The sequence below is a fragment of the Candidatus Darwinibacter acetoxidans genome (genome assembly GCF_041936445.1).
Lineage (GTDB): Bacteria > Bacillota > Limnochordia > Darwinibacteriales > Darwinibacteriaceae > DTU010.
On the sequence record NZ_JBHGXH010000281.1, the window covers coordinates 1 to 10,401 of the forward strand.

11 protein-coding genes and 1 pseudogene are annotated in these 10,401 nt (G+C 57.6%); 1 reads left to right on the forward strand and 11 read right to left on the reverse strand.

Annotated features, from left to right (window positions below; translation table 11 throughout):
- The 10 genes from ACE4YL_RS10860 to ACE4YL_RS10905 form a co-directional block, all read right to left on the reverse strand.
- Positions 1-242 (reverse strand): hypothetical protein (locus tag ACE4YL_RS10860; protein WP_461369634.1); only part of this gene is annotated, 242 nt, incomplete at its 3' end.
- Positions 243-377: 135 nt separating this feature from the next.
- Entirely contained in the window at positions 378-794 is a 417-nt protein-coding gene (locus ACE4YL_RS10865) for a PD-(D/E)XK nuclease superfamily protein (RefSeq protein WP_461365639.1), read from the reverse strand.
- 15 nt (positions 795-809) lie between these two features.
- Positions 810-1,622: a DNA adenine methylase gene (locus tag ACE4YL_RS10870; RefSeq protein ID WP_461358572.1), complete on the reverse strand. Its 813-nt coding sequence runs from the start codon at positions 1,620-1,622 to the stop codon at positions 810-812.
- A gap of 156 nt (positions 1,623-1,778) precedes the next feature.
- Positions 1,779-2,273 (reverse strand): AAA family ATPase, encoded by a 495-nt coding sequence (locus ACE4YL_RS10875; RefSeq protein WP_461360364.1) that lies wholly within the window; start codon positions 2,271-2,273, stop codon positions 1,779-1,781.
- Between the two features lie 21 nt (positions 2,274-2,294).
- A complete protein-coding gene (locus ACE4YL_RS10880) occupies positions 2,295-3,116 on the reverse strand; it encodes an inositol monophosphatase family protein (RefSeq protein ID WP_461360363.1) in 822 nt (273 codons plus the stop codon).
- Between the two features lie 124 nt (positions 3,117-3,240).
- Positions 3,241-4,650 carry a sn-glycerol-1-phosphate dehydrogenase gene (locus tag ACE4YL_RS10885; protein ID WP_461368683.1) on the reverse strand — a complete coding sequence of 470 codons (1,410 nt, stop codon included), beginning with the start codon at positions 4,648-4,650 and terminating at the stop codon, positions 3,241-3,243.
- 45 nt (positions 4,651-4,695) lie between these two features.
- Positions 4,696-5,064 carry a DUF1667 domain-containing protein gene (locus tag ACE4YL_RS10890; RefSeq protein ID WP_461358576.1) on the reverse strand — a complete coding sequence of 123 codons (369 nt, stop codon included), beginning with the start codon at positions 5,062-5,064 and terminating at the stop codon, positions 4,696-4,698.
- Positions 5,057-6,322, reverse strand: a complete 1,266-nt coding sequence (locus ACE4YL_RS10895; RefSeq protein ID WP_461358577.1) for an NAD(P)/FAD-dependent oxidoreductase — start codon at positions 6,320-6,322, stop codon at positions 5,057-5,059. Before ACE4YL_RS10895 ends, ACE4YL_RS10890 begins: the two co-directional genes overlap by 8 nt.
- Complete coding sequence (locus ACE4YL_RS10900; protein ID WP_461358578.1) at positions 6,323-7,798, reverse strand: FAD-dependent oxidoreductase; 1,476 nt, start codon at positions 7,796-7,798, stop codon at positions 6,323-6,325.
- Between the two features lie 97 nt (positions 7,799-7,895).
- On the reverse strand, positions 7,896-8,846 hold the full coding sequence (locus tag ACE4YL_RS10905) for a sugar-binding transcriptional regulator (RefSeq protein WP_461365134.1): 951 nt from the start codon (positions 8,844-8,846) through the stop codon (positions 7,896-7,898).
- 312 nt (positions 8,847-9,158) lie between these two features.
- On the opposite strand from ACE4YL_RS10905, the gene ACE4YL_RS10910 reads away from it, so the two are divergent.
- On the forward strand, positions 9,159-9,944 hold the full coding sequence (locus ACE4YL_RS10910) for an HAD-IIA family hydrolase (RefSeq protein ID WP_461360360.1): 786 nt from the start codon (positions 9,159-9,161) through the stop codon (positions 9,942-9,944).
- A 76-nt stretch (positions 9,945-10,020) separates the two neighbouring features.
- Here the strand turns inward: ACE4YL_RS10910 and ACE4YL_RS10915 are convergent.
- Positions 10,021-10,401 (reverse strand): annotated as a pseudogene (locus ACE4YL_RS10915) (ABC transporter permease); the annotation flags it as partial.

Consider the following 10,401-nt stretch of genomic DNA (forward strand, 5'->3'; position numbering starts at 1 on the left):
AAAAGGGCCAGGGAGCTTCCCGCCAGCCGGCGCACTACCCAAAACAGCAGTGCAGTCAAGAGGAACCAGAGCACTGCTGCTAGATAGTTCCCAGAAACAAACAGGGCGTAGGCGCCCACGGCAAAGGCAGCCACCACCAAAAGTGCAGTGAGTGCCGGGGCAAAAAGCAGCAACTGCTGCACGGAGATGGCCAGGCGCAGGGTGAGTTTGTAGTTTTCTTTGAAGTATTGCTCTCTACTCATGTTGCACACACCCTCAGCGGTTTGCGATCATTTCTGCATAGAAAAGGGAAATCCTGCCTAAACATGGAAACCTTGGTTTGGCGTCAATACGCAAGCACCTCCGCATCCCCGCGGAGGTATCTTCCCACGCAAGACCTACAGCTCACCCCGGTTTGCCTGAGCGATGAAGTCCTCTAAGGTCAGAATAGACACATAGTGTTCATATGCTAGATACTTCTTCATTCCCCCGCCTACGTACCAATCCCGCAGAGTCCAGCCGGAACCACCAAGCACTATGTATGCTCGAGCATATTTGCCGTACGATTCTGCCACGGCTTTCATGAGGCAGATCACCTCGTAGGGCACCTTCTGCTCTGCCGTTCCGGAAACCTGCTGCCACTTAAGGGATAGGAGAACCGCCCTTTGGCCTTTCTTGGCCACCACATCCACGATGTGTCTGCTTCCATTGGGCCTTTCACCTATTGATACCTGCTTCGCGTAACTGTAACCACCAAGGTCTAGAGAGGGCAGAATCATGGCTTCGAGCATCCGCCCAGTCGTCGTGCCCCTCACTGCATCCTCTCCCTACTAGATGTTACGCGTAGCCAAAACCTCTAGTGCGGGAGTCCTATCGCCATCGCACGATATCATCCTTGGACCCTTTAAGAAGTGGAGATCAAACCCTAGTCTGCGATAGAGCTCCACAATCCTTTCGGTTGCTTGATTGGACAGCACAACCGGCCCCTTGTGTTGGGCCAGCCATTCCGCTAATCTCACTTGATCTTCCCACCGAAAATCATCTTTGGCATACTTGGTAAACTCAACATCGTACGGCGGGTCAGCATAGACGAAGTCATCATCTGACAGGTTCAGAGCCTCGAAATCCATGCAGGTGAACTCCCATTGGCTGAAGGCCCCCTCATACTCCGCAAAGTCCCGCGCATAGTTGATGGTCTTGTAGCGGCCGAAAGGAACGTTAAACTGACCGCTCTTGTTGAAGCGGCACAAACCATTATAGCCAGTTCTGTTCAGATAATAGAACAGCTGTGCAGCCTCGGTGGTATCCTGTCCACCGTTCTTAATCAGGGCGTTGAACCTCGCGCGATGGCTGTAATACAGCTCCCTATCATTCTCCATCGGGATCGTCACTACGAGGCCCTGCTTCACCTGGTTGTAAAAGTTGATCAAGTGGGGATTAATGTCATTGGCCCAAGCCCTACTCGGAGCCAGCGCCAGCGTTATGGCGAGTCCACCACAGAAAGGTTCAACCAAGCGGCGATCTTGGAAACGCATCCAGATCGGTCGGATATGTGGAACCAACCACCGCTTCCCACCTGCCCATTTCAAAATGGGTTTCAACCCTCTTTGCCACTCAAGGTCGATCTTACATTGAACAGCCATGGCAACGACTCCTTTGCTTTCCCTTATTCTTCACTTCGTCCTATATTTCCTTTATGAAAAACCGTGGCAACAGCCCGGTCAGCAGCCCCAACAAAAAGCCTCCGCGAGGTTGCGGAGGTCTTCGCTTTTCTTGCAGATGCCAGTACCTTTCCCGCCTTAGAGGCGAGCGAGTTCTTCCGCTATTTCCCCCACCGTCTTGCCGCTTGTGTTGATCTTGATCGTGTTTAGCTGATCGTAAAGCGGCATTCTGGCGAGACTTCTCTCCAGAACATCCGGCTCTCTTCTGCCGGCGGCAATACCTCTGCTCAGGCGTTCCCTGAGTTCGTCTGCGGCGCAGAGCAAAGAAATCGCCTTGATTTCGCAGTTGGTCGTTTCAAGGTTGCTTAGGATTCCATCGATGATGGACTGTTCGTGCATCACCCAGCAGAAGATGATGTGCTCGTAGGCGGAGCAGCGGATGAACTGGTTCAGCAAAAAGCAGATATTTTCCAGCACCATTTTTTGGGTCTCTGCGGTGACCTGAAAGGGGTTGGCGTCCCAACACCAGTCACCATCAAGAAAAACGCTTCTGGAGAGTTTGCGCTTAAGTTCTTGGCCCACCGCCGTTTTGCCCACACCCATGGGGCCGCCGATCAAGTACAGTTTCTTCATCTAGTAACACCCGCTCTTCTGCTACAGATCCCCAACCAGCTCTAAAAGCTCGCCGTGGATTAAGCCGTTGGTGGCCAGAACCTCCCGGGCGAAGGGATCGAACTTTTGACCGCCGATCAAGGAAAGCCTTCCCCCTGCTTCCAGGACCATGAGCGCCCCTGCGGCGATATCCCACACGTTGATGCCCCTTTCCCAATAGCCATCCAGCCGGCCGCAGGCCACGTTGCAGAGGTCTAAAGCAGCTGAACCGAGGCGCAGCACCCCCTGGGAAGCTTTGGTGGCCCTGGCAAACTGGGCCATGTTATCATCGGGCCGGGTAGCCACATCGTAGGCGAACCCTGTCACCAGGAGGCTCTCCTGGACCCGTTTTGTCTGGGAAACCCGGACCTTCGTTCCGTTGCGGTAGGCGCCTTGACCCCGCACGGCACTGAACAGCTCACCGGAGAGGGGATTGTGCACAACGCCTAAAGCCAGCTCGCCATCGCGAATTAGGGCAATGGATACGGAAAAATAGGGATAGCCGTGGGCGTAGTTGGTGGTGCCGTCCAGGGGATCAACCACCCACAGGCTCCTCCTCTGGGCAGAGCTCGTCAGGCCCTGCTCCTCCGAGAGGATGGCGGTATCTGGGAAGTGTTCCTGCAGCTTCCGTACGATGAATTCATCAGATAAACGATCGGCATCGGTGATCAGATCCACCGCTCCCTTTTTCTCGATGGAGAACCCTTCCTCCAGTTTCGCCAGGAGGATCTTCCCCGCGCCAACCGCGATCGCTTCCACTTTGGCAATATCCAACTTAACTGCCTCCTCACGTTCGTCTTTGTGCCGATAGATCTTCTTCGACAAAGCCCTTGATCTCCTGCTTCGACATCTCCACCATCCCCGCCTGCAGCTCACTTCCTTCTAGGAGGCGGATGTCTGTTAAAAGAAAACCTCCGCCGAGAAGCGAAGGTTTGGCCTGAGGCTTTCCTTATTCTCTCTCCCGTTTTCCCCGCCAGAGGGATTTCACCACTTCATCCAGCAGCCCCAGATCCCAAAGCAGCATGCTGGCATTGTACTTGTTCCGGATATCCTTGGAAACCAAAAACGCCCGGCGGGCCTGCCTGTAATCCAGGCCGATCTCCCGGGGTGAAACCGGGGCGCCGATGGTCTCGAGATAACCTCGGAGCACATCCACGGTGGGCAGCTCCTGGGCGATGATGCTTCGGATCTGGTCCCAGTGGGCGGTAATTCTCTTCAGCCGCCTTTTGTGCCCTTCCCTGCTGTATTTTTGCTCCTTCTCCTCCAGCTCCACCAAGCGCTCACCGCTTTTTCCTAAAAAGCAGCGGACAAAGGCGTGCCAGACCTCCAGGTCGAAGCCCTCCACATAATTCAGGGCCCGCTCCTCATCTGGGGTTAGCCCCTTGATGATCTCGTAAATCTCCGCGGCCAACACCGTGCCGATGCCGCACTGGAGGCCGTGGAAGTCCTGGGGAGTGCCGAATTCCAGATGGCGCATCTCCCAGACGTGGGAAAAATAGTGTTCGACACCGGAGGCGGGCCGGGTGACCCCGGCAAAGCTCATGGCCAGGCCCGAAAGGAGCAGGCTCTCCAAAAGGATCTTGACCGCTTCCCTATCTCCTTTGGCCAGCTGCTCCACCTGGGAAACGCTGCTGCGCACCGCTAGGCGCACTAATTCCGCGATCTCCGGGCAGTAGTATTCCCCTGTCACCAGATGGGAGATCCTCCACTCCAAAATGCTGACATACTTGGCCAGAATATCTCCAAAACCCGCCTGCAAAAGCCGCTTAGGTGCCTGTGCTAAAACGTCCAGATCGGCGATGAGGGCATGCGGCGTCACACTGGGCACCGATTCTTTGATACCCCGCATCACCATGGAGGAAGTGCTGGAGATAAAGCCGTCCATGGAAGGGGCGGTGGCCGCGCAGATGTAGCCTACGCCCAGCACCTTAGCGGCCAGCTTGCCGATGTCATTGATGGTGCCGCTCCCCACCCCCAGGATCAGATCGCTTTCGGGGGTGAAGTGCTCCAGAACCTGCGCCAGAGCGCCGTCGGTGGCCTGGACGTGCTCCTCTTGGAAGATGAAGGAGCTGTGGGGGACCCCAGCCGCCTCCAAGAGCACCGCCACCCGCCTAGCCGCCGCGGAATAGGTGTTGGGGTCCGCGAGGAGAAAGACCCTGCTGCCCCCTGCGCTCCGGACAACCCTGGGGATCTCCTGCAGCGCCCCGGGTTTGATCACCAGCTCCCGCACCTCCGTGCGGTGGATCTTCCCGCAGGGGCAGGCAAAGCCTTCCGCGTTCAAAAGCCCATGGATATTCTGGCTTGCCAGTTCCACAATGCCCACGTTTTCCTCCCCTTCCTCAGCGGTACTTCTAACCATGAGAAGAAGCCACCGGTCCCACTCGGAGCCAGTGGCCTCTAGGCTTTACTCTACCCTGTCCAGATCCCGGCTGGCGATGAGGTTCACCCCTAAGTCCAGGAAGTTTTCCACCACAACATCGCCCATTTTCACCGGGGCCTCCACCACCAGGTCCGCGGTGGCCAGCATGGCCTCCCGCAGCTTCCCCTTGGGGATGGGCTGGTCGGTGCGCACAGGGAGCAGCGGATGCACGCCCCCTTTGATCTTCACTGTGGTGGTGAGGGTGCGCTCAGGGGCGGTGTGTTCCTTGGTGGCATAGGTTTTACCCCGGGCGCATTTGTTGCCTGTGAGGGATAGGATTTCGCCGTTTTCACCGATTTCCAAAACCACTTCGCAGCTCAAGGGACAGACGGTGCATGTTATGCGCTTAAGCATCTACGCCAGCCTCCTTCCCGGACACGATCCGCACCCGCAGAGTGTCGCCCTCCAGCTTGCTCAGCTGCTCTACACTCAAGGTGATATCCAGCATTTCGCTGGGCCGCACAAAGGGTTTTTTCACCCGGCGCAGCCCGCCCAGATCCAGATAGACATCGGCTTCGGGCCGCTGCACCCGCATAAAGAACTCCACCGGCCGCTCCAGGGAAATCTCGTGGGGCACCACGTAGCGGATGTTTTCCCCCGCTTCTACCTTTATGCGTCTTGGGGGCGCGGGCAGCTTGTCCAGGGCATACTGGGCAGCAAAGGCACCGGCCCGCTCCGCTTCCTTGGAGACATTGTCCACCAGATCGTGCACATGGAGCACATTGCCGCAGGCGAAGACCCCCGGGATGCTGGTCATCAAGGTGTCATCCACCTTAGGGCCGTTGGTGACCGGATCCAGCTCCACACCTGCTCCGCTGGAAAGCTCGTTTTCTGGAATCAAGCCCACGGAAAGCAGCAGGGTGTCGCACTCAATTTTCTGCTCCGTGCCGGGAATGGGACGCCAGTTTTCATCCACCTTGGCAATGGTCACGGCCTCCAGGCGATCATCGCCGTGGATTTCGGTGACGGTGGACTCCAGGTGGAGGGGTATATCAAAATCCTCCAGGCACTGGACCACGTTGCGGGCTAGACCAGCCGCGTAGGGCAGGATCTCCACCACAGCCTCCACCTTCGCCCCCTCCAGGGTGAGGCGGCGGGCCATGATCAAACCGATATCCCCGGAGCCCAGGATCACAGCCTTCCGGCCGGGAATGTAGCCATCGATGTTCATATAGCGCTGGGCGGTTCCAGCAGAAAAGATGCCCGCGGGGCGCTTGCCGGGAATGCGCAGGGCGCCCCTGGTCCGCTCCCGGCAGCCCATGGCCAGCACGATGGCTTTGGCGCTGATCTCCAGCATCCCTTCCCGGCTGTTCACCGCGTAGATGGTCCGATCTTTGGTCACTTCCAGGACCATGGTTTCCAGAAGCACTTTGATATCCGTATCCTTCAGTTCATTAATGAAGCGCTGGGCGTATTCGGGCCCTGTGAGCTCCGCCTTAAAGCGGTGCAGGCCAAATCCGTGGTGGATGCACTGCTGCAGGATGCCCCCCAGCTCATGATTGCGCTCAATGATCAAAACTTCCGCCGCACCCTGGTCATGGGCGGCCAAAGCTGCGGCTAAACCCGCCGGCCCTCCGCCGATGATGGCGACATCAACTTCCAGTTTCCTCATTTAGGACACCCCTTTCCCAAGCAGTTCTTTGGCTTCGTACTTAACCTGCTCAGAACCTGCGCCGCGCTTGGAAACCTGCTCCGCGGGGATGCCCAGTTCTCGGCTGAGGATCTCCATGATCACGGGCTGGCAGAATCCGCTCTGGCAGCGGCCGGCACCGGCCCTGGTTCTGAACTTCACACCATCGAGGGTGCGGGCCCCCCTCCTGATGGCATCCACGATCTCTGCTTCAGTCACTGTTTCGCAGCGGCAGACCATGCGCCCGTAGGCGGGATTCTGCCTGATCAGCTCATCCTGCTCTTTGCGGGAAAGCTGCCTGAAGCGCACCACACCTTCCCGGCGGGGCTGGAAGTTCTCCTTGGGGGTGAGCTTAAAGCCCTGCTCTTCCAGCATCTTGGGAACGTCGGCCGCGATGGCCGGAGCTGCAGTGAGCCCTGGCGATTCGATCCCCGCCAGATGCAGAAGGCCAGGAACGTTAGGGGAGAACTCGATGATGAAATCGCCCCGGTCGCTCGCGGCCCTGAGCCCGGCGAACTGGGTGATCACCTTCCTGGGATCGAGCCCAGGCACCAGGCGGCGGGTTTCGCTGAAGATCCGCTCAAAGCCGGAGTAGGTGGTGCCCAGATCGTCCTTTGCCGGGACATTATCGCTGGTGGGGCCGATCATGATGTTGCCATCCGCGGTGTGGATGACCAAGATGCCCTTGCTGATTTTGCTGGCGGGTACGGGGAAAATGATGCTGTTCACCAAGCCCGCAAGCTCCAAATCAAAGAGGTATTCCTCCCCCTTCCGGGGCAGGATGCGGAAATAATCGTCCCCGAACATGCGGGCGATCTCATCGGCAAAAAGACCCGCGGCGTTGATCACCACATCCGCTTCGATGATGTGGGTGGGCGTTTCCAGGTACTTCTTCTCCCCCTCCACCCAGGCACCGATTACGGGGCTTTCGGTCATCAGCTCAGCGCCGTTGGCCACCGCATTTTCCATGGCCGCCGCGGCCAGCTCAAAGGGCATGACCGCTCCGCCCTCGGGGGCAAAGACCGAACCCACAACGTCCTCGCTGAGGTTGGGCTCCTGGGCCAGCACCTCTTCCCGGCTCAACAGGCGCACCGGCACGCCCCGCTCCAGGCCCCGCTGGTAGTACATGTGCACCATGTCCATTTCCTCTTCAGCCAGGGCTACCACCAGGATCCCGGTCTGTTTGAAGCTCACATCCAGCTCTTCACAGAGCCTGGGGAACATCTGGTTGCCCGGGAAACAGTATTTGGCCTTGAGCGTACCCGGGTCTTCATGGATGCCGGCATGCACGATGCCGCTGTTGGCCTTGGTGGTACCCCAGCCCACTTCCGCCTCCTTTTCCAAAAGGAGCACATCCAGCTGGTAGCGGCTGAGCTCCCGGGCTGTTAAGGTACCGATGATGCCGCCGCCCACGATGGCGACCTGTACCGCTTTTTTGGTTTTTGCCTCGCGCTTCATCTGCTAACCTCCACCTATCTTTTTCTGTTGATCCCGCTTGTCCAAGACCTGCCCTCCCGCCCCAGCCTTGGGCGGGGGCGGGACTGGCATAGAGCTTTTAGAAGGGCCTGTTTAGCTGCAGAACCTGTTCTGCAGTCTGGGCATCGGTGATGATGTTGTCAATGCAGCCGGAGCGGAGGGCCGCGGAAATGGCCTGGGCTTTTTTCAAGCCCCCGGTCACAGCAAAGACATTGTCAATCTCCTTGAGCACTTCCAGATCTGTGGTGAGCACCCTTTGGTTCACATCCACCTCCACCAGCTGGCCGTTTTTGTCGATGAAGTTGCCCAAAATGTCGGCAACAGCTCCCGCTTTGAGCAGGCTGTCCACATCTGCCGCGCTCAAGGGGCCCATCCTGGCCAGGGTACAGTCCGCGGAGACCTCACCCACACCCACAATGGCCACGGAAGCCCGGCGGATCAGATCCTGCACCGCCTGGATGTGCCTGAGGCGCAGGATGGCATCCCGATCCTCGGCGCTTTCCACAAACATGGGTGCCATGTAGCTGTAGCACACCGCATCAAGGGCATCGGCCACCTGGAGGGCCACTTCGTAGGAGTTGTTCCCCGCGCTTTTGATCAGCCCGCCCAGCAGAGAAACCACCGTGACGTTATCGTGGCTTTTGCGCAGAAGATGCCGGGCCACCTCCGCCAGCGTGGTACCCCAGCCCACACCCACGATGGTGCCGCTGGCCACGGCGCGGCCCACCAGGCGCGCGGCAATGGTGCCCAAGTTCCTCCTGAGCACCTCATAGTCGGGGGAGGTGGGGATCACCCAGGCACTTTTCAAGCCGAAGACCGACTCCAGCTGGGAGCCTAGACTCTGGCAGTACACCAGGGGATGGTTGATCACAATGTGCACCAAGCCTTCCTGCAGGCACTTCTGCAGGGTGCGGTGGACCATGAGCCTGGTGAGGCCCAGGCGGTCGGCGATCTCCGATTGGGTGAGGTTTTCCATGTAGTAGAGCCAGGCGATATGCACCTTTTCGTAGAGTTCCAGATCTTGTTCCATATCTCTCAACTCCCTCGACTCTGCCCGGCGGAGCCCCATAGGCAGCCCTGCCCGGAAGAGTTGGTGAATAATTTTACATATTCTTAAGCTTTGCAGCCGCAAAACCCTTGTAATTATGTTCGACCATTGAAACTAATTTCAGACGGCCTGCGCTGCAAAATTACAAAAACCAAGCACTCCCTAGGTTGACTTCTGCAGCCTAGAACCCTATAATACTACTGTGCTGTTGGCTTATTTAAGCCTTCCTGCCTTAATTATGGCATGCCCGGACGGTACTGTAAAGACCTAAATTGTCTGCACGGAGGGAAGAAGTTGAACAGATTGCGCAATATTGACACCTATCTTTTGGATCTAGACGGAACTTTTTATCTAGGCAACACCCTCTATCCTTGGTCCCTACCTTTTGTAAACACGATGAAAAACCTAGGCAAACGTTTTGTTTTCGTAACCAACAACTCTTCACAGAACGCAAAACACTACCTCCACAAAATCCGGAACATGGGCGTAGACATCACTGAAGACCAGGTCTTCACCTCCGGGCAGGCCACCATCTATTACCTCAAAAAACACAACTACCCCCGCAAGCTGTACTTGGTGGGCACCCCCGCCTTGGAAGAGGAATTCCAGGAGGCGGGCTTTATCCTCACGGATCGCGATCCACAGACCGTTGTTCTAGGTTTTGATCTCACCTTGACCTACGAAAAGCTGAAGACCGCCTGCAGCCTGATCCGGGAGGGCGTCCCCTTTATTGCCACCCATCCCGATTTCAACTGCCCAACCCCCGAGGGGCCCATCCCCGACTGCGGCGCCATGATCGCCCTGATCACCGCTTCCACGGGCGTTAAGCCTAAGATCATCGGGAAGCCCTACCCGGAGATGATCGAGGCCCTGAGGGCCAAGTACGAGTTGGAAGATCCGGGGAGGATAGCCATGGTGGGCGACAGGCTCTACACAGACATGGCCATGGCCAAGGCGGCGGGCATCGTGGGCATCCTGGTTCTCAGCGGCGAAACCCAGCTGAAAGATTTGGAGCACTCCCAGGTGCAGCCGGATCTGGTACTGGAAAACCTGGGGGAGATCGTGGAAGCGCTCAGCTAAAGGGAATAGACGAGGAAAGGGGCTGTGCCCCGGTGAACGGCAAGGTTCACCGGGCCAGCCCCTTTGTTTGTCTTGGTTAGGCCGCAGCCAAGCGGTAGTACACCCGGGTTGTGGCCCGGTAGACCAAGGTGTAAAGCAGGGCAAAGGCGGCAAAGGTTAAGGCGGTGCAGAGGGCAAAGAGACTGCGGTTGCTCAAATTCAGCACCACAAGGAGCTTCGTAATCATGGGGAAGGCAAAGGCCACATGCACTCCAGCCGCCGCCAGGGGCAGGAAAAAGACGGAGAGCACCTGGCTTTTGATGGAGCTGCGCACCTCAAGGCTGGACATGCCCACCTGCCTTAAGATCAGGTAGCGCCTTCGGTCCTCGAATCCTTCTGTGATCTGCTTGTAGTAGATGATCAAAACCGTCCCCATAACAAACAAGGTTCCCAGGAAAGCGCCGAGGAAGAACAGGCC